The following is a 24473-nucleotide window of genomic DNA, read 5'->3' on the forward strand; positions in this document are numbered from 1 at the left end:
CCGCTGCCGTGGATCGCGCTACGTGGCGTTGGTGCGAGGACGGATGGCGGACCGAGTTACCACTGCCGGCGTAGGGATGCCTTAAGCAGCTCACCGGCCAATAGCTGGCTGTCAGCCGAGTGAGTGCTGATCCGCCTAGCAGGCCGCCGCCAGTTGGGAAACGTGGTCCGGGACGACGGTCACAACCAGACGTGCGGATCGTTGGCGAAGTCGAAGCGGATCTCGCTCCTCTTGCCGCCAGTCGAGGCGCCGGCGAGGCATGGACGTCGGCGGCAGACGTCAAAATCGTCGCGATCGGTCACGCCAAAAGTAAAGGCAAACCCGAGTGGCTGCCGTGGCGCGCGAATTGGTGCGATCCGAATGTTGCTTACACCGAGCCCGAGGAAAGAGGCCATTCGTTCCGGCGATGTGACGATTGTGGCCTTTGCGCTTCCAGCCGTAGAACTGCGCCGAAACGGAAACTAAGCCGGAAAACGGCCGCAGCCTTGGTGTGGCGGATGGCGCCTCTAGCCGTTGTGATGCTGCTGTCCAACGACATGTCGATGATGATGATGGTTATCATGATGGCGCCGGATCGGCAGCTGCATCATCATTTGGGGTAATCGGCGGCAATCGGCAGCCGCCTGGATCCCGCGAACTCATGCCGACGTTGATGATCGGCGCCGATCGGCAGGCGGTTCCTGACGTCTTGAGGCAGCGGCCTGTCATCGGCAGCATTGCTATGGTAGGATTCGGCACTGCGCCGAACAAGACGGCGGCATACGGCGTTAGAACCCGATGTCGCCCGGACGTGGTCTGCACCCCAGTCGGTGAGTTGCATTCGGTATGGCTCCTCGAACCATGCAGGTATCGTCGAGGGGCCGTTGCAGCTTGCGATCGCGAGGCATAGTTTGGTTTCAGCCTATTCTATTTATACCGGCATAGTCCCATTATTCTAGTTTAAGGACATTTAGGTGGTCATTCTTGTTCGGATGCGCACGGTTGTTGACGAGACCTGCGAGTATGTGTCGCGGTACGACGCTTGCGGTCGGACCAATGTCACCTCAAAAATCCTGGAAGCAACCGCTGGGGGAGAGACGTCGACCGACTGTGTACGGCAGGTTCGCCGCGAAGCGCTCTCGAGGGCGCCGACGATGTGGCGATAGTCACAAGAGGGCGCAGCGTGAACTTCCAGGTCACGGTTCTTAAGATCCTGGTGAGCTATCGGGACGGGTTTGCCGTGATGGCGGACTTGAAGCGCGACATGGCGATCCTGGCGACCAGTGGTAGCGATTGGGCCGAACGCACCCGACGACTGGGTTCGCTTGTTCCCGACCTTGACATCTTCTCGCAAGCCTTGATCGAACGTATCAACGGCGGGTGGCGCATAACGGAAAAGGGACGCGCCGTCTTGGAGTTCATGGAAGCGCGCCCCAGCCGCCCGGAGCCCGCAAAAGATCCGCCCGAGTGCTCCATCCCCGCGGCCCCGCTGCCGGTGCTCGCGCGCTCAGTTCGGCGCGAGCGGCGGCTGCGCCGCCGCTCCGACCACGTGCGAAGAAGCGCAAACGCTTCCTGACCCGCTCGCACAAACGGGACGTTCGGCCGGACCGCAGCTTCCGAGGATCAAGGCAGGCATTAACCCGCACAGATAATCCAGTCTACTCGCTTGGTCCCGCGTGCTCTAGAGACTTGATTGGGCAACACTCCATCGCAGGCGAGCAAAAGACGACCCCGATCAGGAAACGCGCGCTATTTGCATACCATTGAAGCGCGGCCGTCTTCTCGAATTACACAACCGGGCCAATCCACAAATCTGCTGGGTCAAGCACGAACGGCTCTCGTGTTTGCCCTGGATCAATTCAACCTGCCCGCGTGCCGATATGATTCGGCACATGCCGAACTGCGCGTCCATTGAGCTGTCGCAGCTGCGTGGCTTGGGAGGTCCGGACACCTCCTTGCCACGCTCCTCGTGAAAGGGTGGAAGAAGTGCAAAATCCAATCGGAAACCAAAACTGGCGTCCTCAAATCTTCCTTGTTGATGAGACAAGCGCGCGCACGATTGCGGCAGCGCAAGTGATCTCAACTGACGAATGGCTTGAGGCATGGCTTGCCCGCTTGCTGCAGGTCCTCAGACATCTTGGAAAGCGAGACCCCGCCTAATGCAAACCGGTCCGAGCTTCCAGAGAGACGGAAGCACATTGTGCGCAATCCGCGCTGTTCGGGCCAACCCTTCGGCGTTAGGGCACATTGACCGGTGGCATGGATGCGGTTGGGCGCGGCACAAAACCAAACTTAATGCTGGCTGCGCGCTGCCAGCATAATCACAAAGAGAATCAGTAGGCCATGCATCAAAAAAGGCTCCAAATATCTGTAGCCGACTAATGAATTCGCTGACGTGAGTGCCATAACGGGGCTGCTGCGCGCGGAGTCCGTCGCTATCGACACGACCGTACGGTTAGGAGGCCGATGTCATCGGCCTGGGGCTCTCGGTGAACACTATGGGAAAAGTCGCCGCTCGCAAGCTTTCGAGCGCGCACTGTTCCTCCGACAGGCGTCTGCAGACGTACTGCCGGTCGTGTTCGGTGAGCTTGGTCTTCAGCAGTCTTCGGTGGCGCTGGATGGCGCTCAGATGTGTGCGCATCCGAGCCAAATTCTCGTCCATCATGGCCGTCACCCTTCCAATGCTCGTCGATAATGCTTTTCGCTTGCCTGATCGGCCTGAACTTCCGGTCAATTCAAGAAGGTCGGTCGGCTCAAGCGGCGCAACCGAGAGCGAGAGCGCTTGGTTTCGTGCTCGACAACTAGTCGAGTCCCAATTCCGTGCTCGGCCGGCCTCACAAAGGAACTGGCCATTGGTTGGGCTCGATGCCGCCAGCGATCGCTTGCGTGTCGCGGCTTCCGGATCAGTGAACGGGTGGCCTGCATCGAAGTTCATCCAGCTTCGCCTGGACCTGAAAAGATCGATGCGGGCGGCGCGGTACGCGGAAGCGGACGCTCCGTCGGGCGTGGTGCCCGCGCGAGATTTTCGCCCTTCACGTCGTAGCTGCCGGCCAGCTTCAGCAGCCGCTGCCTGGTGAACGGATCGGCCCGCTCGGCGAGATCACGCGCCTGCTGCGCCAGTTTTCTGTAGAATTCATGCCCCATAACGCACTCTTACTGGCCGCCCGGGATCCTGGGCGCGGCGTCAAGCCGTCGCTCCGGAAGACTGCTGATCCAAGTTACTCATGATAGCCCTCTCAAATCTGAGATATTCCTTTATTTGCGCCGCAAGAGCGCTAAATGTCCCGCATTCACGATGGAAAAATGCGTTCTTTGGTGGCAGCAGCAGGAATAGGGCACGGCATCCGAAAGTCTTTTTGCGTTAGCCCATTGAAGCAGCGCGGCGCAGCAAGAGCTGCTTTCGTCGGCACAAGCCGGGCATTTTGTTTTGAACCGATCGCAGCTGCCGATGAGGTCTCAATCAGTTCGGAGAATATCGTGTTTCGTGGACGGAGACTTGGGCGAGCAGGAGGCTGAACGAGACCCGCCAAAGCTTCGAGGCAGTTGCGCTCCTGCAAAAAAAATCGATGCGTCTCGGAGTGAGGATCGACTGGCCTGAACGCTCAAGGCGTTCTTTGAGGCGCAGCCGCCACGGACCGGCAATTGATCTGCCGGAAGAGGAGAATTCCTCAGCACTTCGATCGGATGCGTGCGCGTGGTCGCAGCTTCGCTGGATCCTATCGGAAAAATCAAATGTGGCCGGGACCTGCGTTGGCGGTGACCAATGCCGGGACATCATCCGCCTGGAAGGGACGATGAATAGCCGCCTTCGGAAGAGCGCCAAAAGATCTAACGACGCTTTCATCCAGCCGGAATCCGTTGATCCGCGGCGCGGGCCTCGCGATGTTGCCCGCACACATGCGTCCAAGCATGGCCAGGCAGAGGTCTTGCATTTCCCGATTTACGCCTCCCAGCGCGCCAAAGACATGCCCACTCTCGGCCTTGATCGGGGTTTCAATGTTGTCGAAGTAGTTCCCCTCAATCAGGCCTTGAACAGATGGTCCAGCATCCAGGGCGTGGAAAAAACCATTGTGCTGCAGCAGCTCGGTGTTGTGGAAGTAGTTGTTCACCAGGTGAATGACCGATCGTAGACCGTCAATGTGCGGAGCCCGTCCGGAGACTTCATGGAAGTAGTTGTTGGCAACCGTAATCGACTGAGGACTGCCAAGAAAAAGCAGGTTCCAGTAATGCGCTCCGTTGCAATAAGAGGAGTAGTTATCCCTGCCATCAAAATCGTTCCATGAGACCGTGATATTCGTCGTCGCCCCAAGGCCGCCGGCAATCATCTGGCGCCCGATGTTATGAAAACGGTTATGATCGATCCAAACCAGGTTCGCCCGCGAAATCGCAATCGCATCGCCCGCGAAGACAATACCGGGATTGATGTCAACGATGGTCAGGTTGCGGACAATGACGTTGCTCACACCATTCAGTCGCAGTCCCTTGCCCTTGATTGTAGCGTTTGATCCGAGGCCAATCACGGTCTTGTTTGATCCGACCTCCAAGGGATGCTTGCCCGCTTTATCGAAGCTGACTTTCATTTTGAGCTTGCCGTCGCAGTGCGTGTCGAGCCCATCCAAGAGGAGAAGCGATTCGCCCTTGTAGGGCGTCTGGCAGGTGTTGCTATATTGGCAACCCGGACCCTCGCCGCGTCCTTCCGTTCCCGTGAAGTCTATGGTCCCGACGATCTGGACAACGCGCGGACTATCGTCGTTACAGATTCCAGAGCTATACGACCGACACAATTGATAAGTCAGATCTTTGAGTGAGCTGACCTGAACCACTTCGCCTCCCAGGCCGCCCGTGGTTCCAGCACCAAATCCCAGTGAGCTGTCCCATCTCGGATTTCTCGCTGCGATAGCACCGGAGATCCCGACAATGCCGGCGAGTCCAGCGAGCATTCCCAATAGCCTTTTCAGCTGACTCATGGCACGCGTAGACATCGACTCTCCATCGACAAATGAAAGAAACGTTGAAACGACCCGTCGTCTGATCAACGGCCAGCCGCGGATCGGGTTTTTGTGGCATTGTCTGCATCCCGGCTCGACGGTACCGGTCCTTTGAGCCATCTAGATACACCCGCCTAGCATGCCACAAGATGGAAGGTAGCGCACGCGTCCCGTGCTTTGGCGGTGGATGGCCCATTCTCATAAGATTCAAGTCTGCCAATGATCGGGCGGCTCGCCCAGCCGCGGAGATCCGCTGGTCAATTGGACCGCTGCCGAACGTTAGTCGCACGAGCTTCAACGTCACTTGGATCAGACGATCCAGCGAATCTCGTGACGTGATCTGCACAGGACGATGAGTACAGGAGAGAGCGGCCGAAGTCGTCGCCCTCGGTAGTTTGTCGTACCAATGTTGTCGCGTTGAAGACATTTGCTACGTGGCACTCAAGAGCGACCAGACAAAGAATCCCAGCAAATTCGCGCCAAACACCCAGTCTCTTCTACACCTATCCATAGCGCGTTGGGAGCGGCACGCGAGTTGCTGAGGTGAGCAACGCGGCCGCTACATCGTAGCGCGAGTCAGTGTCGTTTTTAGGGAGCAAAGACAGTGGCGACTGGGACTGTGAGATGGTTCAATTCGACAAAAGGCTACGGCTACATCGCGCCGGACGATGGCGGCCGTGACGTGTTTGTTCATATCTCTGCAGTGCAGAAGGCTAGCTTGGTCCTACTCCCACAAGGAGACAAGATCAGCTATGAACCAAAGATCGGGCGCTCGGGGAAAATATCAGCCGAAAACCTGCGCCTCATCTAGCTTCTGCTTTGTCAAGCGGGGGGCTGAGGTCTTTGGCGACGCTTATCCCCATCGGGATATCGATCATCGTTTTCGAACTGAAGGGCTGGTTCCCAGCCGGCGTCAACACAGTTGCCAGTTGGGAAGCTTCACCAGCTGATATCGTTCGACGGCCTTTGTTCTTTGTCCGGCCGTGCTCGAGGCGCAGCCGAAGCCGGGTCAGCATGTCGGGTTGGCGATGGTAATGTCGCGGGACTACCCGGAGCAGAGTGGACCAGCGTGGGCGCCGAGTATTAGCAAGTATGCATATCAATAACGCGGCGTCACTGACGTCGATGGCCGGGACAAGCCCGGCCATCGACGTACGCCAATCAGTCTGATTTTGGCGCCGGCACGCCGGCAGGCATCGCCGCGGCTTGCGGTGCGCGACCGACCATGATGGTGAGGAGGCCCTGGCCCCACAGTCGCTTGGCAGCCGCCTTGGCGTCGTCCAGCGTGACCGCATCGACAATGGCGTTGCGCTTCTCGATATAGTCGATCGGCAGCTGATCATGCTGATCTTGCAGCAGCGCATAGGCCAGCTTGGAGGAGGTGTCGAGCGACAGCATCTGCGAGCCCTTGAGGTACGACTTGGCTTCGTCGAGCTCTTTCTGCGTCGGGCCCGCCTCGGCGATGCGGCGTACCTCCATCTCGACGACGTCGATGGTGTCGGCGGCGCGGTCGGCGCGGGTGCCGGTGTTGCCGATGAACAGGGCCGAATGCTGCATCCAGTGCAGCGAGTTGAACGCCGAATAGGCGAGGCCCCGCTTCTCGCGGACCTCGCGATAGAGCCGTGAGGACATCCCGCCGCCGAGGATGTGACTGACGGCATAAGCTGCCATGAAGTGCGGGGCGTTGCGCTTCACGCCGGGACCACCGAAGGTGATCACGGTCTGCGGCACGTCCAGCGGCACGAAGGCGCGCTGCGGCGGGTTTGCCACCGCGATGTCGGGGACCGGCACCAGATTGGCCTTGGCGGGCAGGGCGCCGAAGGTGTGGTCGAGCAGTTTGCCGAGCGTGTCCGGATCGACGTCGCCGACGACGGCGACCTTCAGCGTGTCCTTGGCCAGCACGCGGCCGACATAGTCCTTCATGTCGGCGATCGTGATGGTCGGCACGCTCTCCAGCGTGCCGGTGGTCTGCCGTCCGTAGGGATGATCGCCGAAGGCGACCTCCAGGAACTTGCGGTTTGCCAGCGACGTCGGGTCGGTGGTCTGGTGGCGCAGACCGGCGATCACGTGCGAGCGAACGCGCTCGACATCGGCGGTGTCGAAATGCGGCGAGGTCAACGCGGACCGCAGCAGGTCGAAGGCCTCATCCTTGTTGTCGCGCAGCATGCGCAGGCTGCCGCCGAAGGCGTCACGGGTGGCGCTGAAGCGGAGCTCGATGGCGCGGCGGGCGAGCCGCTCGTGGAAGGTCTTGGAGTCGAGATCACCGGAGCCTTCGTCGAGCAGGTCGCCGACGAGATTGGCGACGCCGGACTTGTCCTTGGGGTCCTGCGCCGAGCCGCCGGCGAAGGAATATTCCATGGCGATTAGCGGTACCGTTGCGTCCTGGACGAACCAGGCTTCTATGCCGCCCGGTGAGATCAGGCGCTGAATCGTTGCTGCGGCCTCGGAGGGGAGGACCTGAGTGAAAGTGAGCGCTGCGCTGGCGGCCAAGGACAGAACGATGCGTCGGGAGTGAAGGAAGGGATGGGTCACGAACGTTTCTCCTCGTGCTTGGTGGTAGTCTTTGCGCCAGTCTTGGCTGTGCTGGTGTCCTTGATCAGATAGCCGGTGACCGAGCGCTTCTTATCGAGCCATTTTTGCGCAGCTGCACGGACCTGTACGTCGGTGACGCCACGAATTCGGTCCGGCCAGCTTCGGATGTCCTCGACGGAGAGCCCGGTGCTCAGCGCGCCGCCATACCAGCCCGCCAGCGCCGCCTGGTCGTCCTGGGCGTAGATCGCATCCGCAATGAGCCGGGTCTTGACCCGCTCGAGGTCCTCGGCGCGGATCGGGTTCTGCGCGACGTCGGCGATGACGCCGTCGATGACCTGCTCGACCTCGGCAAAGCTGACGCCGGGTTTCGGCGAGGCCGAGACCGCAAATTGTGTCGGGTCGAGCGAAATGCTGGAATAGCTGGCGCTGGCGGAGACCGCGAGCGGTTTGTCGACGACGAGGGCGCGGTAGAGATAGGAGTTGCTGCCGCTGCCCATCAATTGCGCCAGCACGTCGAGCGCCGCACTCTCGCCGGCCGCAGCCGTCGTTGCCGAGGGCACGAGATAATAGCGTTGCACGCTGGGTTGCTCGACGAGCGGGTCGGACAGCGTGACGGTGCGCGGTGCGGCCGGGTCCGGCTCCTGCGGGCGAATACGCCGCGTCGGGATCGCGGGCTGGGTTGGGATCGAGCCGAAATTGTGTTCGACCAGCGGACGTATGTCGGCGGCCTCGACGTCGCCTGCGATCACCAGGATCGCGTTGTTCGGTGCGTAGAAGCGGCGATAGAAGGCGAGCGCGTCCTCGCGATTGAGCTTTTCGATCTCCTGGTGCCACCCGATGATCGGGCGCCCATAGGGATGGTTGAGATAGAGCGTGGCCATAATCTGCTCGTTGAGCCGCGCGTCGGGGCTGTTGGCGACGCGCATGTTGTACTCTTCCAGCACGACGTCGCGCTCGAGCAGCACGTTCTCGTCCTTGAGGATGAGGCCGTTCATACGGTCGGCCTCGAACTCCATCACCGTCGGCAGTTGCTCGCGCGGGACGCGCTGAAAGTAACTGGTGTAATCAAGTGAGGTGAAAGCGTTTTCGTTGCCGCCGACGCGAAACACGGTCTTGGAAAATTCGCCGATCGGGTGCTTTTCGGTGCCCTTGAACATCAGATGCTCGAGAAAGTGGGCAAGCCCGGATTTACCGGGCGGCTCGTCGGCGGAGCCGACCTTGTACCAGATCATCTCCGTGACCACGGGCGTGCGATGGTCCGGGATCACCACGACCTGGAGCCCGTTGCTGAGCGTGAAGCTGGCGGGGGGCGCCGACGTGAGCGTCGTCTGGGCAATTGCGCTGCCGGTAGAAAGACTGCAAGTGCTGAGCAGTGCAGCAAGAAGGCAAGCCGCCGATCGGCATGAGGGTGTTGGGATTCGTGTCAACATCCGAACCCAAAGATCCCAGGAGAAAGCACGATAAAGCGCTCGGCATTTGGCTCTATTATAGCCATCGACATAGTTCGTCAGCTGTTGGGTCGGCATAGCTGTTCAAAAACTCCATTGCGGTTCGTCAGGAATGCGGATGAGTGATGAACAAATTTCATCTCTCAGTGGCTCCATACTCTCGATCATCCAATCGAGAGTCTTTGCGTTTCGGCAGGACCTTGTCGGTCCAACGCAATGCCCACCACCAAAGCATTAGCCGTGCCAAAGAAGAAACGTCGAAAATACAAGGAGCAGCTCGAACAAGCGATGTTGCGTCTCTGACATGGTCGTATATCGGACAATGCCAATCTTCATCCCGAAACGGTTCAGGGAAGTGGACGCCTTCAGACCCACCACTGCGTTATCGATCATGAGACTGATTGTGCAGGCCGAATCTTGACGCAAGCGAATTGCCGTCGCACAGCGCCCGCCTCAGTGTCACGGTACTGGAAACGATAATGATTGTCCGTCACCGAAGCGGGCTGGTACATCCGGATCGTGGTAAGCCGCGCTATCGGACTTTCGCGCTAGTGATCCGGTGTTACGTTTACGGATGGGTCGCCCGCGACGTCATGTGATGCGCTCATCGTTTGTTGTATGGACTGGGCGAAGGTGCGCAGTAGAACTCTTTGATAGGCGTGACGCGAAGATTGCTCTGGAACAGCCGCGCGAGCCTGCCGTAGAGGTCATTGGCAACGGCGTAGTGTTATCGGGTTCATTTACGAATGTTGGTAGTTGCGGCGCAGAATGCCGCGCGCGTCACGCTTTTGTGCACACATCCATTTGCAGCCTAGGGCTTGGGGCGGCTGTCCTCGTAGCTTCTTCGCCGAAATCCCTCCACTGCGTGCGTGTGCGGCGTTCACTTCGAAAGAATGAACTTGAATCGCATGCCGCGTTAGGTTGTAGGCTTCGTGTCTCGATCAAACCACATCATCCAAACCGCGATCGCGCATCGAAAGTTCGCGACAACGCCAGCCTGGGAGTGAACGGTGTCTAAAGCAAGCCCGCCGACAAAGTTGCAAGCTGGAACGCCAACGCTCTCCGCTCCCGATGATGATCCGCATCTCTGGCTGGAGGAGATAGAGGGCCGGCGCGCGCTAAACTTTGTCGAGCGGCAGAACGGCAAAACGTTGCGAGCTTTTGGCGGAGCGGCCTTCGAGCGGGATCGCGACGCGCTGGCGTCGATCTACGATCGGCCGGACAATATTCCCTATATTGCGCGGCGTGGTGGCTATCTCTACAATGTCTGGAAGGACGCCAGCAACCTACGTGGCCTCTGGCGACGGACCACGCTAGATGAATTTCGCAAGCCGAATCCTTCCTGGCAAATCTTGCTCGATGTCGACGAGCTCGCGGCAAAGGAAGGCGAGGACTGGCTTCTGAAATCGACGGCTTCACTGCCAGGAGATCATCCGCGTATCATTGTAAGCCTGTCGCGCGGCGGCAGCGATGCCGTCGTCTTGCGCGAATTCGACCTCAATGCGAAAAGCTTTGTGGCCGACGGCTTCACCCTGCCGGAAGCGAAGGGCGGCGCCACATGGGTAGATCCGGATACGCTGCTGTTGTCCAGCGCGTATGGCGACGGCATGGCAACGACATCGGGCTATCCGAGGACCGCGAGATTGTGGCGCCGCGGTGAGTCTGTGGAGCGTGCGGCCGTGGTGTTCGAGACCACGCCCGACCGATTGAGAGCCTCATGCGGAGTCGATCGGACCGGACAGGCGTCGCGGGCTTGGTTCGTTGATCAGCTGGATTTCTTCAACCTTGAGGTCTGGCTCGGAACCGAATATGGCGCGAGCGTGAAGCTCGATCTTCCCTCCGACATCTGGTTCCAAGCGCACCGGGACTGGTTGATCGTCAAATTGCGCTCGGCATGGAGGATTGCCGGCGTCACCCACGCGCCCGACACCGCGCTTGGCATATCGCTGTCGGCCTTTCTCGCCGGCGATCGCAACTTCAGGGTTGTTTTTGCACCGGGTCCGCGCCGCGCGCTGCAGGGATTTTTCTGGGCCGATGACAAGCTCGTGCTTTCCATCCTCGACGAGCTACGTCCGGCATTCGAGACTTGGACGCCCTCGCCCAGCGGCTGGAGCCATGAGGAGCTGCGCGGCCTTCCCGGCATCGGCGTCGTCGACGTTTGGCCCTTCGATTGCGAACCGTCCGAAAGCAACGGCGACCGGCTCGCCTGTGTCCAGGATCCGCTCACGTCGCCTTCGCTGGTGCTGATCGAACAGGGCGTCTCGAGCCCAATCGTGCTGAAGCAGGCGCCAAAGACGTTCAACGCCGAGGGCCTAGTGGTCACGCAGCACGAGGCCATCTCGATCGATGGCGAGCGGATTCCATATGTGCAGACCGGTCCCGCCGCGGAGAGCGGCAACGCGCCGGTCCATATGAGCGGCTACGGCGGATTCGGACTTTCCATGAGGCCGTACTACAATTCAGCCCTCGGCAAGCTCTGGTTGGAGCGTGGTGGCACGACCGTACAGGCGAACCTGCGCGGTGGGGGCGAGTTCGGCACACGTTGGCACGACGCCGGACGGCTTGCCGGCAAGAAACTGTCGCATGATGACTTCGCGGCCGTGGCCGCCGATCTGGTGCGCCGCGGCGTGACTGAGCCGAGGCGGATAGCCGCCGAAAGTGGGTCGAACGGCGGCATCCTCATCAGCAACATGCTCACGCGCTATCCGGCGCGGTTCGGAGCATTGTTTTGCACGATTCCTTTGATCGACATGCGTCGCTACACAAAGCTCCTTGCGGGTGCGAGCTGGATCGCGGAATTTGGTGATCCCGACAAGCCTGCGGAGTGGGAATGGCTCAAGACGTATTCCGCTTATCATGCGGCAAGACCGAGTCAAAACTATCCGCCGATCCTGATTGCCACCACGCGGCGCGACGATCGGGTTCATCCGGCGCACGCCCGCAAGATGGTCGCGAAACTGCAGGTGATGGGCTACGAGGCTTATTTCTACGAGGCAGCCGCGGGGGGCCACGGCTATGGCAGGGACAATAAGGAGCGTGCCAGCTTTCAGGTGCTTGGTTATCGGTTCCTAAAGAGCAAGATCGGCTGGTTGGACGAAGAGGCCTGAGCGAGCTTTGCCCTTGACCTGTGGCGAGTGCAGACCGGGCGGGAGAGAAATCTTGGGCGCAGACGAGGGAAGCAGTGCCGTCACTGCTCAGCCCTGGCGAAGATGAGAACGCCGTGAGAGTGGCGGAGGTAGCCGACAGCGATCGCCGAAATGACCGCGGCGAGGACATGCTCCGCCGTTTAGGCCTTGACGACTGGGCGGAGGTGGATTGGTCGAGTCGAGCCGCAAACATGGCACGGCCCACGGAACGCCTTCGCGGCATTTGGCTCAAGGGGGCGCGTCCTGCTTCGACAGTCCGAAACGAGCGCGTCCGCATCATCGCCGTGCCTTGCGCAGGTCTGTGTGCTTCCTGGTCGGCAAGTTCGCCGCCGAACTTCCAGAGTTCGTCGGGCGCAACGCCGCCGTGGCCCTCACTGCGGCACGTCACAGCTGGTCGCCCTCGCAGCGGCTCGGTGAGCAGCTTCCAGCAAGGAATGGCTTCGACCGGAGACAGGACCGATGAGATGGCCCAAAATGGTGCTCCCTCGGCACCTTCTTCAACTTCCTCCAGATTCGAGGCATGCCTGCAACCGCCGAGGACGAACTTGTTTGAGGTTCGATTGATACAGTTGCTCTGGTCGCAGACACATCCGCCGGCGCAGGTGATGATATTCTCGCGCAGCAACAAACGATCCGTTCGTCGCAAATATAAGTAGGCTGGTTTTCCAACCACGACAAAAAAGAGTGCGTCTTCGACTCGCGCTGGAGTCCATTATCTGAGACCATTGGTGGCCAACGGTTCCTTCATAGCGATGTACGGATGAGATCGAATGATGTCTTCGACGAAAACTCGACAGCTCGGATCCACACAGCACCATCCGACGAGCGCGTCGTGTCGTTGACCTAACTCACATCGCGTCCGCGTGCTGACACCGCCGATCGCGAAACACCTCCATTGGCGATCGTTTGGCGTCGTATTAAACAACCGCGGACTGCGAATGGAGCAAAACGCCGCCTGCGTCAATCGGTCGCCAGGTTGATCGAGCTCTCGCTCGCCAAGCAAAAGCAGAATGACCACGAATAACGACTCATAGGATCGCCCATCGGATGCGGAATGTGTCTGACGACCTTGTCGTTCGGTTGGTCGAACCACGCTTTAGCCGTGAGACCGGCTACAATGGAAAGCTCACCTAGATCGCCGAGAAGGCAGGTTTCGATGATGCCTTGAGCCAGAACCATCAGTTAAGAGCGAAGTGAAGATCCCGCGACCTCTCAATGGTGTGAACGTAGGCGTCATTGGACTTTCAATATAGCAGCATATCTACTTCGGGTTGATGGTGCAGCAGCTCCCGTTTTCCTTGCTGCCGCTGAATGACGTGGTGGAGGATGTGACATGGTGACGACGCGTGAGGTGTCCGTCGGTGATGCCACGACGGTGGCCCAGATGGTCAGTGCCCTGCTTTGCGAACTTGGGGCCGGTCACGTACAGGCCGGACTAGATACTCAGCTTGTTGCCGACCTGCTGGCCAAGAAAGAGCGCATCTCGGGGTTTCTCGCTTTTACCGAGGAAAGCCCTGTCGGCGTCATCATGTTATCGGAAAGCGCCGCTCTCTTTGCGCGCGGAACCTATGGCATTATCACCGAGCTCTACGTGGTACCGGACCAGCGATCGTCTGGTGTCGCGATGGTCCTCATTGATGCGGCCGTTACCCTCGGGACAACAAAAGGCTGGGGCCAACTTGAAGTGGGGGCGCCCAGGCAACCGATGTGGAGCCGCAGCCCAAACTCAGCATTGTACCTAAAGCTCGGCTTCGCAGAGATTGGCCCACGCCTCAAATTGCCGTTGCATGGCCTAGCCGGCTCGCGAGAGCAGGGTAGCCCTGCGGCCCCGTCAGGGCCAGATTCTCGGCGACGACGCACACCGCGGCGCCGTATCCTGAATTCATCCGATGCAAAGGTTGCATAAAAGTTTTGGTAGCACATCCGTTGGATTGTGGCGGCCGTGCCGCGCCGCCAGGCGAGGTTGATCTCTCACGGGGAAGGCGCACATGCGCATTGGCGTTCTAGCCGACCAAATAGAGGGGCTTAGCTAAGCATATGCTCGAGACTAGGTTTAAGGCCTGCGCTTTTCTGTTCACGATGCAGCATTTGTGCGTGATACCGCGTTTTGCGCAAAGAAAGCGTTGAACGAGCGAGCAGCTAACGCGGGGCACTGGAAGAGCAATCCCAAATCTCTTCCGCACCTGGCGATTCTCGGGTCAAAGCGCAAGCGGAAAGCTGCATTTAACTGTCCGGGAAAATTACGGCATCTCGCGACAACGCGCTGAACTCGACCGCCTTCGCGCAAGACCATGATTGATTATCTAAATATCGGATAGCGAGTATAGAGCCCCCGGGTGTTGGTTCGCTCTTGAACAGCTCCGAACCGCTTGGCGGCGAAGAAGCGCGGGAGCCAGACAGGCGCTCCCAATAACTCTTGTGCAAGGAGATCACTGGAGTTCGACGAGAGCGAACTTGCCGAGATGGCAAGTCCCTCTTGCACAGCTCACGCTGTGGATCACAACTTCGGATCGTTCAGTTTCAAGGAAGTATGGATACGGAGCCCCGCCGCCCCGGCTTATGAATGCGCCTCGTGGGATGAAACCAAGCGATTCAGCTAAAGTTGCGCCAGGATGCGCGCTTGGATTCGGGAGCTCTTGACCATCGCGCTTTATCGCGTCACGAGAAAAGCCAACACGGATGAGACTAGCAGGCTGAGGGATGACGAATGTGATTGATCAAGTGAGCAGCTTGGAACAACCCTCTGTCTTGCAGGGGTCGTCAAGACGTTTTGCGTCGGTCTTCGCGCTCGTGGCATTATCCATCGGCCTGTGCGCCGGAGCAGCCTATTATTGGATCGGTGTCGAAGAATTGCTTGAGAAGCCGACGGCTCGTGAAGTCGTCCCAACGGCTGACCTGTCACCTGAAGATAAGGAGGCACTTTTGGAGATTCGGACCGAGCAGCAGAAGGCAAGTGATCAAATTGAAGAGATCAATCGTAACATCGGTGCGCAACAAGACGATTTGAAACGCATGGCGGATCAAATCGAGGCACTGACATCAAGAATTGACTCGTTGCAGAAACCGGCCGTCCCAGCCCCCATTCTTCTCGCGCCGTCTTCTCCGCCCCCAGCCCCGCCCGTTTCGAGGCCGGCCAAGCGAGCCGTCCAGCCCGCTAAACCAGAAGGGCCAGTCTCGGTTGGGGGCGCGCCATTGATCTCCGAACCAAGCACGAATCAGCGTTGAGGTTCAGGCATGGCTTTCTCCTGACGCTGTCGCGTTTCGGCGAAACGAAGATTGTCTGCGGGACGTTGGCCGATGAAATGGAGATCGAGGACGGCGCCATCGGATTACATGTCTTTGGAGAAGAGGGTGTCGCAGCCCCCACCGAATTCGGTATGGACAACCTGGTCGAGGGTCGGCCGGATAGACAATGAAACATCCTACCCGGCTCAAGCACCGCAGCCAAATAATCCAATCAGCCTACCGCTCATGCGGATGCGCTCAAGTCAGTGACTTGATAGATCGTGTATCACCACGTGCTGCAGTTAATTACGCCGCGCATTCAAGTTCAGGCGAACTCATGCGATGCGGGAGGCCTCCTGCACAAAAATGTTGCGCATCCAAATGCTCGCCGGATCAGCGTTGTGAAGAGCAGGCCACTGGACCGATTCGGTGAACGCAAAGTCCGGCAAAGGAGCTTGGATCGTTCGCAAGGGCATCGTGTTCTTGAAATGCTTGAACATCCTCGATGGCATTGTCGCTATCCGATCAGTTCCCAATATCAGGGGTGGGATCAGGCTAAAGCCCGGCACAGCGACTTCGACGCGAATCTTGAGATCATGCTCCAGCAAAAGCCATTCAGCGAACGAAGGTCTGATCGTCGGCCCAAATCTGGCCGTAATCTGTCCAATCGATAAGTATCGCTCCAATGTAAGCGGCTCAGCTAGCTGCTTGCTCTTGGGGCAGCCGACGTACACGAATCTTTCGTCAAACAGCGGCATTTTAGGATGCGTGTGCGACATGAACAATTCCGGACAAACCAGGAAGTCGATCTCACCCCGCCGGAGAAGTTGATCGGGGTCCTCTTCGGGTGGCAGCAATTCGAAGGTGACGGTCGGAGCTTCCTGCGCGACGCGATCCACGACCTTTCGAAGAAACACGGTCATCATGAAATCGGACAGGATAATCCTGAAGCGACGAGTCGACTGCGCCGGCCTGAATCCGCCGGGGGAGATAATGGAGAGTTGGATGTGCGACAGAGCCTCCCGAACCGGGGCAGCAAGCGCTTCGGCTCGCGGCGTGGGCACAAGCTTGCGGCCCATCATCGTAAAGAGCTCATCGCGGAAATAGGCGCGCAACCGGGCCACGGCCGCGCTCATGGCCGGCTGACTCAGGTTGATTCGCCGCGCCGCCGCGGTGAGGTTCGGCTCCGTCATGAGAGCGTCGAACGCGACGAGAAGATTTAGATCAAGACCGTTGAAACGCATGGTGCGAATTTATCCATCGTGTGGATGTGCTTCATCTGAACAATCGATTTTACCTGCTCACGGGAGTGCGGCAAAATTTTAGATGGAGAGTTAGAGTTAAGACATAGCAGGACGATGACGAACTGCTGCATGCAAAGGGTTGGAAAAGCTATACCAAGGTTTGCCGTATGCGATCCGGCGAACGCCTGCCGCTTCTATATCAGCTACTTGCTTCCGTAGAATCGAAGGACCTTCCGACTTCGCTTTGGGTTTGCCGCGAAACGCGAGCAGGCGACTGCAGCTATCAACCCAAACTGCAAACCGGCGAAGGAATCGCGAACCAGTCCAGAGTGGAGAATCGTGTTTGAAATCCACATGCAATGGCGGGTAGTTGCAAGGCATGTGAAAAACTGAAAGCCCTGTCTCATCGCGACCGCCGCAGACAGAGCGGCCACACGCGGCCACTACGAACCACATAAACGTCGGACAACTCGGCATGCTATGTGCTTTCCTCCGTCGGTTCAGCCGGTCACGTCCTCGGGGCGAGCGCCCACGAGCTTCTCATAGAGCGCTGAATCAGTTGCGCCCTCGGTATTGATCAGGAAGACACAGGCATTTGAGCCGAGCCCGATCTTCGAACGACACGCTGGATCTCCCGCCACTTTCGCCAATCCAGCGAGACCTACTGCGCCACTTTCGCCGGCGACGATCGCCGGATCCCCGTCGACGGGATAGGCAAGCGCCTTCATCATCGTAACCGCCTCGTCGTCCTCGACGGTCATAAAGGCATCGGCAACGCGCGAGAGAATGCGCCAAGCCACAAGTGATGGCTCGTAGCATTCGAGCATCGCCATGACGGTTGGTCTGTCGTGCGGCACCTTCACGATCTGGCCGGCCTTGGCGCTCTCGAGAAGGCAGGCGGCTCGATCCGGCTCCACCACAGTGAAGAAGGGTCTGTCCTTTCCGAATACAAGCGCAAAATGAGCGGCCGTCGCCGCAGCGATGCCGCCGACACCGGCCTGGACAAACACGTGGGTAGGAGGCTTTGGCAGCGCACCAAGAGCCTCACGAAGCAATGCTGTATAACCTTGCATAACGAGGTGAGGGATTCGTTCGTAACCTGGCCAAGATGTGTCGGAGACCAAAATCCACCCCCGTTCGCTGGCGATTTTAGATGCCGACGCAACGGAATCATCGTAGTTGCCCTGAACACGTTCGATACGGGCACCATACCGCGCGATCGCTTGGCAGCGCTCATCACTTACTTTAGCATGAACAAAGACAACGCAGTTTGCGCCCACGAGTTGAGCGCCTTGTGCAACGGATCGGCCGTGGTTGCCGTCCGTGGCGCACGTCAAGGTTATTCCAGCGGCGACTGTGGCGACTTCCGGTGAGCGCCACTCAGAAATGTCGACTGGACGGCCCCATCGTTGCGACGCGAGCCCAAGGACAAGCTGTATGACCGCATAGGCTCCCCCCAGTGCTTTGAAGCTGCCGAGACCCAGTCGTTGTCCTTCGTCCTTGACGTGGATGGATCCGACATCCAGACGACTGGCAAGGGCAGGAAGCGAAACCATCGGGGTAGGGGCGGTCCCCTGCCTATGCTGGAGGAAGCGCTCCACTGCGCGGGCCCCCTCGATGCCGAGAGCATCGGCATCTGAGGAATCGAGCGGCAAGCGATAGTTACTGTGCGTATTGCGGACCAGCATGGCGTTGTGTTGTGTTGATCAAATTCATCGGCATACATACGACAGGGCATTGGCGAGGCCGCAGAGTAGGGCGGTTCATTCCATTCCAGGCGCTTGATGTCAGGCTGCCTTCTCCGACCAATACCGATTACGCAACTCCTGCTTCATGAGCTTGCCCGTCTGTGAACGCGGGACTTCAGGCACAAAATCGATGCTGCGCGGCGCCTTGTAGCCGGCAACACGATTCTTCACGAAGGCGATGATTTCTTCCGCCAAGTTGTCGCTGCCTTCCGTGCCAGGCAGCAATTGCACTATGGCTTTGACCTGTTCGCCCATATCAGGATCGGGGATTCCGATGACGGCTACGTCCGCGATGGCAGGATGAAGCACCAGAACGTTCTCAATCTCTTGAGGATAGATGTTGACCCCGCCTGAGATGATCATGAACGCCTTGCGATCGGTCAAGAAGAGGTAGCCGCCTGCATCGACGTGTCCGATGTCGCCGACGGTGGTCCAACACGGATGCGCCGGATGTTGCGCGGTCCGCGTCTTTTCCGGCTCATGATGGTAGTCGAACGGCATCCTGTCGCGTTCGAAATAAATCGTACCCGTCTGACCGGCTGGAAGTTCGCTGCCGTCCTCATCGCAGATGTGGATCTTCCCTAGCACGGCGCGACCGACGGAGCCGGGCTTCTGGAGCCACTCGTCGGGGCCGATCACGGTCATCCCGTTCATTTCGGTGGCGGAGTAGTACTCCCACAATATCGGCCCCCACCACTTCATCATCACTTGCTTGACTTCAACGGGACATGGTGCGGCAGCGTGAATTGCGATCTGCAAACTGCTCACGTCATATCGATTCCGAACTAACTCGGGCAATTTGAGCATCCGCACAAACATGGTCGGCACCCACTGGCTGTGGGTCACCTTGTAGTCTTGGATGGCAGCCAAAGCGGCTTCGGCATCGAATTTGTCCATAACGAGTGCGGTGCCACCCAGCGCCTGGACGGTCGCGCAGGTTCGTAGCGGCGCTGCATGATAGAGAGGCGCAGGGGACAGATAGATTGTCCTCGCATCAAAGCCAAAATTCGACGAAAACATCTGTACCATTGTGTCGCCAGGGTCGGAAACCTGTCGCTCCGGCAACGCATGTCTGACGCCTTTTGGCCTCCCGGTTGTGCCGGAAGAGTACAGCATGTCGGCGCCGCGCGGTTGAGACGCCGGGATCGTGGCGCGAGCGGTTTCCAGTATCTGCTGGTACGGTTCGTAACCTGCCAGATTTCCCTCAGAACAAACGCGGTGCCTTAGTTTTTCGTGGGCGTCGATTTTTGATGCCGTCTCGAATCCACCGCGTCCGACGAACAACGCCGCCGCGCCGGAATTTTCGAGCATATAGTCGACTTCACTGGGGCTCAGCCGATAATTGATCGGCATCAGATATAGGCCGGAGCGCTGAGTGGCCCAGTAGATATCGAAAATCCAAGGGCTGTTGTCAGAGAGTACGCCCACAACGTCGCCGGGCCGCAAGCCGGCGTCGAAGAGCCAGTTTGCAGCCCGTCGAGACCGATCCTCCAATTCGGCGTATGTCACGATCTCACCGGTTGCCGTCATGATAAGGGCAGGGCGGTCCGGATTTGTTAGTGCGTGAGTGCCCGGATACATCAACACACATCCCTGAATGTCGCCTTCCCTACAGTGAGGCGAAATTTCGATTTCGAATGGAATTGCCGCGACCGAGCACCCGAGGGCGCCCCCCTCTCGGGGTGACTGGCTGATCGACGGGCCGGGCGAGCTTTTCAGCTCCCAGCCCTTGAACTGATTACGATTCGAGCCTAGTCAATAACTGACATTGACGTCATGTTATCGGGTTTCGAGCTGGTGGTCAAGCGGCCGCGGTGCTATGGGTGGCAAATGCTGGAGACCGATTCTGCGTTGGAGCCGTTAGCCCCTGCCACCGCGAAGGGGGCGGCGATGCGTCAGCGCCTGCTGAACGCCTCGGCACGCGTATTCGCGCGCAAAGGATACGAGGCCACCCGGGTCCAGGACATCGTCAAGATCGCTCGAACGTCTTACGGCAACTTCTACCGGCACTTTCGAAATAAGGACGAGATTCTGCTCGCCGTATTGCAGCCATTGGTCGACGAGATCTATGTCGCGAGTAAGCGAAGGTCCGGCCGCTCATTGAAGGCAACCGAAGCCGAGTTCGTTGAGAATACCATCGCTTATCTCAAGATCTATGCCCGACATCGCAAGCTGTTGCGCGTCATGCGCGAGGCGGCAGCTCGCGGAGAAAAAGCAACATTCCTCTCTCTCTATGTCAGCGAACGTAGCCGCTTCGTAAGGCGCACCGCGACTTGGCTGACCCGTCTTCAGGGATTGGGCGAACTAAGCCGTGAACTCGATCCTGAAATGGCTGCTGAAGTGCTCGGCGCCACGATGGAGCAGGTTGCCTATATGAAATTTGATCTCGCGTCGGAAGATCCAAGCGACGCGGAGATTGAGCACATAGGGACACACTGCGCAAAGGTCTGGTATCGCGGCGTGTTTGGTACCACCAAAGACGATCCCGCGGCTCCCAACTAGCATCCGTTCTGCCATTGATGCGAGCGCGTGTCGCGGCCGAACAGGCGTGATGCTGCTCGTTCATGAAATCTGCTCGCTGATCGCGAACAGCGTTCGAGCGCTGACAATCATCAATAAAAGCCAGGTGGACGGCCTTGGCTCTGCGCTCCACGGAGTCGGCTTGACGCGGCGGCCCGGCAGTAATATGACATCAATATCACTTTTAAGCGCCGGGATAGAAGCGCGGAAATTCAGCAGGGAGGAGCCGATCATTTCGGCGCAAAATGTAATGAAGCCAGGTACTTCATTGTCTTTCCCTTTACTGTTTGGCGCAGTCGCGCTCCCCGTCCTGGGCTCGTCTGCGCCGAAAATCGACAGGCGCGTGTCGTGATCCTGACTGAAACGCAAGCCGCTATTCGCGACGAGGTGCGCAAGTTCGCGCAGGCGCGCGTTGCGCCCTTCGCTCGCGATTACGAACAAGCCAAGGAATACCCCGCGCGGTTGTTTGAGGAGCTCGCCAGCCTTGGACTTATGGGAATGACAGCGCCCGAAGCGGCCGGAGGAGCCGGCGCCGACTACGTATCCTATGCACTCTCGCTTGTTGAAATCGCCGCGGCCGACGGTGCGCTGTCTACCATTTTGAGCATTCAAAACAGTCTGGTCGTTTCAGGGTTACTCAAGGACGGTACGCCGGAGCAGCAAGCAAAATTTCTGCCCTCCCTCATCTCTGGACGAATGATTGGCGCATTCGCGCTGACCGAGGCGGAGGCGGGTTCGGATGCCTCCGCGTTGAGGACGCGCGCCGTTCGTGCAGGAGGCGGATATAAGCTAAACGGAGCGAAGCAATTTATCTCGTCGGGCCGAACTGCCGGCCTTGCGATCGTGTTCGCCGTAACCGATCCTGCTGCAGGCAAGCGCGGCATCTCGGCTTTTCTGGTCCGCACCGACAGTCCTGGCTACAGCGTCGAGAGAATCGAACGCAAGCTAGGGCAGGCCGCATCCGACACCTGTGCCATTCGGTTCGACAACGTTTTCGTCGAAGATGCAATGCGGCTCGGTTCGGAAGGTGCTGGCTACTCCATCGCGCTCTCCAATCTTGAAGCCGGCCGCATCGGCATTGCGGCGCAATGTGTGGGAATGGCACGCGCCGCGCTCGACGCGGCGGTAAAGTACGCTGGCGAGCGAACGAGTTTCGGGTCGCCAATCATCGCGCATCAGGCCGTCGGGTTTCGTCTTGCGGATCTCGCCGCAAGACTGGAGGCCGCTCATCAGCTCGTGTTGCATGCCGCCGCGATGAAGGATGCAGCTCTTCCATGTCTCAAGGAAGCGTCTATGGCGAAGCTCGTCGCTTCCGAAACGGCCGAGGCGGTGGTTTCCGGTTCGCTGCAGACCTTCGGCGGCTACGGCTATCTGGAAGATTTTGCCATCGCGAAGATCTATCGAGATGTGCGCGTCTGTCAGATCTACGAGGGCACATCGGATATCCAGCGAATGGTCATCGCGCGCGACCTCGCGAGGGCCGCGGCAGCGCGCGACTAACAACGAAGTGCACTAAGGAGCCTCCGTGTCCGATCCGGCCGTCATCGCAAGCTACGCAGGTACACTCATCGGCGGAGGCGAAGCGATGGCAATGACCATCAAAATTTGAACCTCGAGAAAACGGAAAAGGTGCATGCATATAAAGGGAACAGCCGCAATCGTCACGGGCGGCGCTTCCGGTCTCGGAGGCGCCACGGCCGAGCGACTCGCGTCCGCGGGCGCCAGGGTGACCATCTTGGATCTCAACGCCGAATTGGGGGAGGCTCACGCTAAGACGATCGGCGGTCACTTCATCAAGGTCGACGTCACCGACGAGGACGGCCTCGACCAGGCGCTGGAGTCAGCAGAGCGCATACACGGTAAGGGGCGCATCCTGGTCAGCTGCGCCGGTCTCGGCCCGCCAGGTAAGGCAATCGGTCGAGATGGCAGGGCGCTGCCGCTGCGAGACTTCGCCAGGACCATCAACATCAATCTGATTGGCAGCTTCAACGTGCTGTCGAAGTTTGCCGCCCGCCTGCATACGGCCGAGCCGGACGGTGAGGAACGGGGCGTCATCATAAACACTGCTAGCGTTGCTGCATTCGATGGCCAGATCGGCCAAGCCGCCTATTCAGCATCGAAGGGGGGAATCGTCGGCATGACGCTGCCTCTTGCGCGTGAGTTCGCACGCTATGGCATTCGGGTGATGACGATTGCGCCAGGTATCTTTCTCACACCACTGCTGATGTCGCTTCCTGAAGAAGCACAGACGTCGCTGGGCAAACAGGTGCCCTTTCCGAGCCGGCTCGGTCATCCCTCCGAGTTCGCTCAGATGGTCGAGTCCATCGTCACCAATCCAATGCTCAACGGCGAAACCATCCGCCTCGACGGCGCAATCCGAATGGCCCCCAAATGAGCGGGGTCGGCGCGGAGCGCATTCAAGAGATTGCCGATCGCGTTGAGCGCTTCGTTCGGGATGTCGTGGTCCCGTTCGAGCGTGATCCTCGCCGTGATCATCATGACTGTCCCAAGGACGAATTGGTCACCGAGTTGCGAGAACTGGCGCGGGTGGCGGGTGTATTGACGCCACACGTCCTGGCCGATGGGTCGCATCTCTCGCAGAGGGAAACCGCAATCGTCCTGGCCAAGACAGGCCTATCGCCCCTTGGCCCGCTCGCATGCAACACGGCGGCTCCCGACGAAGGCAATATGTACCTTCTGGGCAAAATCGGCTCACCGGAGATCAAGGAGCGCTTTCTAAAACCGCTCATCGAGGGGCGCGCGCGGTCGGCCTTCTTCATGACCGAGCCGGCCGAAGAGGGGGGAGCAGGATCCGACCCATCGATGATGACCACGACCTGCCGTCCGGACGGCAACCAGTGGGTTGTGAACGGGCGCAAGGCGTTCATCACAGGTGCTCGCGGAGCCAAGGTCGGCATCGTGATGGCAAAGGCCGAGGAAGGCGCTTGCATGTTCCTGGTCGATTTGCCTGATCCGGCGATCACCATCGATCACGTGCCCAACACGATCGACAGTTCCATGCCGGGCGGGCACGCTGTCGTGACCATCCGCAATCTGCGAATCCCGGCCGATCAAATGCTCGGACACCCGGGGGAGGGGTTCAAGTACGCGCAGGTCCGGCTTGCACCGGCCAGGTTGTCCCATTGCATGCGATGGCTGGGCGCCTGCATTCGCGCCAACGAGATCGCGACCGGCTACGCGAACCGCCGGCAGGCGTTCGGCAAGACGCTTATCGATCACGAGGGCGTTGGCTTCATGCTTGCCGACAATCTGATCGACCTCAAACAAGCCGAGTTGATGATCTCTTGGTGTGCGAGCGTCCTGGACACGGGATCGCTCGGAACAAACGAGAGCTCGATGGCCAAGGTCGCCGTAAGTGAGGCGCTCATGCGGGTCGCGGATCGCTGCGTCCAGGTCATGGGCGGGACGGGTGTCACCAACGAAACCATCGTCGAACAGGTATTCCGCGAGGTTCGTGCTTTTCGCATCTACGACGGTCCGACCGAGGTGCACAAATGGTCGCTGGCGAAAAAGATCAAGCGCGACTGGCAGAAGGCCAACCCGTGAGCGCTCTGGACGATATTGCGAATTCTGGACTGACGGAGCCCTCCGAGGGGCACCGTCTGGACGAGAACGCCTTGTC

20 protein-coding genes are annotated in these 24473 nt (G+C 59.1%); 11 read left to right on the forward strand and 9 right to left on the reverse strand.

The genetic code is table 11. The annotated features are described in order from the left end of the window. Positions 1–191: 191 nt before the first annotated feature. Complete coding sequence (locus ACYCVF_RS31415; protein WP_459606987.1) at positions 192–602, forward strand: hypothetical protein; 411 nt, start codon at positions 192–194, stop codon at positions 600–602. A gap of 560 nt (positions 603–1162) precedes the next feature. After that, positions 1163–1555 carry a hypothetical protein gene (locus ACYCVF_RS31420; protein WP_459612947.1) on the forward strand — a complete coding sequence of 131 codons (393 nt, stop codon included), beginning with the start codon at positions 1163–1165 and terminating at the stop codon, positions 1553–1555. A gap of 879 nt (positions 1556–2434) precedes the next feature. Here the strand turns inward: ACYCVF_RS31420 and ACYCVF_RS31425 are convergent. The 3 genes from ACYCVF_RS31425 to ACYCVF_RS31435 all read right to left on the reverse strand — a co-directional run bounded on the left by ACYCVF_RS31425 (position 2435) and on the right by ACYCVF_RS31435 (position 4961). Continuing rightward, entirely contained in the window at positions 2435–2914 is a 480-nt protein-coding gene (locus ACYCVF_RS31425) for a hypothetical protein (RefSeq protein ID WP_459606822.1), read from the reverse strand. Next, positions 2911–3123: a hypothetical protein gene (locus ACYCVF_RS31430; RefSeq protein WP_459606821.1), complete on the reverse strand. Its 213-nt coding sequence runs from the start codon at positions 3121–3123 to the stop codon at positions 2911–2913. Before ACYCVF_RS31430 ends, ACYCVF_RS31425 begins: the two co-directional genes overlap by 4 nt. Before the next feature lie 584 nt (positions 3124–3707). Further along, positions 3708–4961: a pectate lyase family protein gene (locus tag ACYCVF_RS31435; protein ID WP_459606820.1), complete on the reverse strand. Its 1254-nt coding sequence runs from the start codon at positions 4959–4961 to the stop codon at positions 3708–3710. 610 nt (positions 4962–5571) lie between these two features. Here ACYCVF_RS31435 and ACYCVF_RS31440 point away from each other — a divergent pair. Beyond that, the gene (locus ACYCVF_RS31440; RefSeq protein WP_459606819.1) at positions 5572–5778 is read left to right on the forward strand and encodes a cold-shock protein; all 207 of its coding nucleotides are present in this window, start codon (positions 5572–5574) and stop codon (positions 5776–5778) included. Positions 5779–6128: 350 nt separating this feature from the next. On the opposite strand, the gene ACYCVF_RS31445 is transcribed toward ACYCVF_RS31440, so the two are convergent. After that, positions 6129–7499 carry a M16 family metallopeptidase gene (locus tag ACYCVF_RS31445; protein ID WP_459606818.1) on the reverse strand — a complete coding sequence of 457 codons (1371 nt, stop codon included), beginning with the start codon at positions 7497–7499 and terminating at the stop codon, positions 6129–6131. Continuing rightward, positions 7496–8929: a M16 family metallopeptidase gene (locus ACYCVF_RS31450; RefSeq protein WP_459606817.1), complete on the reverse strand. Its 1434-nt coding sequence runs from the start codon at positions 8927–8929 to the stop codon at positions 7496–7498. The genes ACYCVF_RS31445 and ACYCVF_RS31450 overlap by 4 nt, the downstream gene beginning before the upstream one ends. A gap of 1028 nt (positions 8930–9957) precedes the next feature. Between ACYCVF_RS31450 and ACYCVF_RS31455 the strand changes: the two genes are divergently transcribed. The 4 genes from ACYCVF_RS31455 to ACYCVF_RS31470 all read left to right on the forward strand — a co-directional run bounded on the left by ACYCVF_RS31455 (position 9958) and on the right by ACYCVF_RS31470 (position 15509). Continuing rightward, the gene (locus tag ACYCVF_RS31455) at positions 9958–12054 is read left to right on the forward strand and encodes a prolyl oligopeptidase family serine peptidase (RefSeq protein WP_459606816.1); all 2097 of its coding nucleotides are present in this window, start codon (positions 9958–9960) and stop codon (positions 12052–12054) included. Between the two features lie 1372 nt (positions 12055–13426). Beyond that, complete coding sequence (locus tag ACYCVF_RS31460; RefSeq protein ID WP_459606815.1) at positions 13427–13999, forward strand: GNAT family N-acetyltransferase; 573 nt, start codon at positions 13427–13429, stop codon at positions 13997–13999. A 794-nt stretch (positions 14000–14793) separates the two neighbouring features. Next, positions 14794–15318, forward strand: a complete 525-nt coding sequence (locus ACYCVF_RS31465; RefSeq protein ID WP_459606814.1) for a hypothetical protein — start codon at positions 14794–14796, stop codon at positions 15316–15318. Beyond that, on the forward strand, positions 15315–15509 hold the full coding sequence (locus ACYCVF_RS31470) for a hypothetical protein (protein WP_459606813.1): 195 nt from the start codon (positions 15315–15317) through the stop codon (positions 15507–15509). The genes ACYCVF_RS31465 and ACYCVF_RS31470 overlap by 4 nt, the downstream gene beginning before the upstream one ends. 144 nt (positions 15510–15653) lie before the next feature. Here ACYCVF_RS31470 and ACYCVF_RS31475 read toward each other — a convergent pair whose 3' ends face one another. The 3 genes from ACYCVF_RS31475 to ACYCVF_RS31485 form a co-directional block, all read right to left on the reverse strand. Continuing rightward, entirely contained in the window at positions 15654–16562 is a 909-nt protein-coding gene (locus ACYCVF_RS31475; protein ID WP_459606812.1) for a LysR family transcriptional regulator, read from the reverse strand. Positions 16563–17062: 500 nt separating this feature from the next. Continuing rightward, positions 17063–18250 carry a diaminopropionate ammonia-lyase gene (locus ACYCVF_RS31480; protein ID WP_459606811.1) on the reverse strand — a complete coding sequence of 396 codons (1188 nt, stop codon included), beginning with the start codon at positions 18248–18250 and terminating at the stop codon, positions 17063–17065. Positions 18251–18349: 99 nt separating this feature from the next. Next, positions 18350–19891: an acyl-CoA synthetase gene (locus ACYCVF_RS31485; RefSeq protein WP_459606810.1), complete on the reverse strand. Its 1542-nt coding sequence runs from the start codon at positions 19889–19891 to the stop codon at positions 18350–18352. 249 nt (positions 19892–20140) lie between these two features. Between ACYCVF_RS31485 and ACYCVF_RS31490 the strand changes: the two genes are divergently transcribed. Beyond that, on the forward strand, positions 20141–20812 hold the full coding sequence (locus ACYCVF_RS31490) for a TetR/AcrR family transcriptional regulator (protein WP_459606809.1): 672 nt from the start codon (positions 20141–20143) through the stop codon (positions 20810–20812). 60 nt (positions 20813–20872) lie between these two features. Here ACYCVF_RS31490 and ACYCVF_RS31495 read toward each other — a convergent pair whose 3' ends face one another. After that, positions 20873–21199, reverse strand: a complete 327-nt coding sequence (locus ACYCVF_RS31495; protein ID WP_459606808.1) for a hypothetical protein — start codon at positions 21197–21199, stop codon at positions 20873–20875. Between ACYCVF_RS31495 and ACYCVF_RS31500 the strand changes: the two genes are divergently transcribed. From ACYCVF_RS31500 to ACYCVF_RS31510, 3 genes are all read left to right on the forward strand, one after another. Continuing rightward, complete coding sequence (locus ACYCVF_RS31500; RefSeq protein ID WP_459606807.1) at positions 21179–22330, forward strand: acyl-CoA dehydrogenase family protein; 1152 nt, start codon at positions 21179–21181, stop codon at positions 22328–22330. The two genes, ACYCVF_RS31495 and ACYCVF_RS31500, sit on opposite strands and share 21 nt — an antisense overlap. 133 nt (positions 22331–22463) lie before the next feature. Continuing rightward, positions 22464–23225, forward strand: a complete 762-nt coding sequence (locus ACYCVF_RS31505; protein ID WP_459606806.1) for a 3-hydroxyacyl-CoA dehydrogenase — start codon at positions 22464–22466, stop codon at positions 23223–23225. After that, positions 23222–24397: an acyl-CoA dehydrogenase family protein gene (locus tag ACYCVF_RS31510; RefSeq protein ID WP_459606805.1), complete on the forward strand. Its 1176-nt coding sequence runs from the start codon at positions 23222–23224 to the stop codon at positions 24395–24397. Before ACYCVF_RS31505 ends, ACYCVF_RS31510 begins: the two co-directional genes overlap by 4 nt. Positions 24398–24473: the final 76 nt, after the last annotated feature.

This window comes from Bradyrhizobium cedriense, from assembly GCF_054602315.1.

Coding starts and splice junctions, on each gene's coding strand:
- ACYCVF_RS31450 (WP_459606817.1), bottom strand. CDS start 8,929: ATGTTGACACGAATCCCAACACCCTCATGCCGATCGGCGGCTTGCCTT.
- ACYCVF_RS31435 (WP_459606820.1), bottom strand. CDS start 4,961: ATGTCTACGCGTGCCATGAGTCAGCTGAAAAGGCTATTGGGAATGCTC.
- ACYCVF_RS31490 (WP_459606809.1), top strand. CDS start 20,141: ATGCTGGAGACCGATTCTGCGTTGGAGCCGTTAGCCCCTGCCACCGCG.
- ACYCVF_RS31465 (WP_459606814.1), top strand. CDS start 14,794: ATGACGAATGTGATTGATCAAGTGAGCAGCTTGGAACAACCCTCTGTC.
- ACYCVF_RS31480 (WP_459606811.1), bottom strand. CDS start 18,250: ATGCTGGTCCGCAATACGCACAGTAACTATCGCTTGCCGCTCGATTCC.
- ACYCVF_RS31460 (WP_459606815.1), top strand. CDS start 13,427: ATGGTGACGACGCGTGAGGTGTCCGTCGGTGATGCCACGACGGTGGCC.
- ACYCVF_RS31430 (WP_459606821.1), bottom strand. CDS start 3,123: ATGGGGCATGAATTCTACAGAAAACTGGCGCAGCAGGCGCGTGATCTC.
- ACYCVF_RS31485 (WP_459606810.1), bottom strand. CDS start 19,891: ATGTATCCGGGCACTCACGCACTAACAAATCCGGACCGCCCTGCCCTT.
- ACYCVF_RS31505 (WP_459606806.1), top strand. CDS start 22,464: ATGCATATAAAGGGAACAGCCGCAATCGTCACGGGCGGCGCTTCCGGT.
- ACYCVF_RS31425 (WP_459606822.1), bottom strand. CDS start 2,914: ATGAACTTCGATGCAGGCCACCCGTTCACTGATCCGGAAGCCGCGACA.
- ACYCVF_RS31510 (WP_459606805.1), top strand. CDS start 23,222: ATGAGCGGGGTCGGCGCGGAGCGCATTCAAGAGATTGCCGATCGCGTT.
- ACYCVF_RS31475 (WP_459606812.1), bottom strand. CDS start 16,562: ATGCGTTTCAACGGTCTTGATCTAAATCTTCTCGTCGCGTTCGACGCT.